At 54.5% G+C, this 299-nt stretch carries 1 protein-coding gene; it reads right to left on the minus strand.

All coding sequences use genetic code 11. From position 1 onward, the window contains the following. A partial coding sequence (locus tag DWX26_RS17300; RefSeq protein WP_243030709.1) for a MobA/MobL family protein occupies positions 1-299 on the minus strand: 299 nt, incomplete at both ends.

A 299-nucleotide genomic window follows, 5' to 3' on the forward strand; every position in this document is an offset into this window, starting at 1 on the left:
AGAAGTGTCGCTTCCTCCGCCGCTTTTTGTGCAAGCAGCTCTTTCCGTTTTTCGCCCAGCTCGGTAATCCAGCCTTTGAGGTTTTGGATAAGCTGCCGGATGGACTTCATCAGACTGTTGGCGGCTCTGATTTCCCGGTTCAGGTTTCCGATATTCGTCTGGATACCACGCTTTTCCATCTGCCGGACAGCAGCCCCCTCATGGACAGTGGGGACAATATCAAGCCCCTGTCTGGCATAGGAACGCAAGTCCACACGCTCCGGACGGTCATTGGCTTCCAGATAGCGGTTCTGGATGAC

The organism is Blautia sp. AF19-1 (genome assembly GCF_003479155.1).
Taxonomy (GTDB): Bacteria; Bacillota; Clostridia; order Lachnospirales; family Lachnospiraceae; genus Fusicatenibacter; species Fusicatenibacter saccharivorans.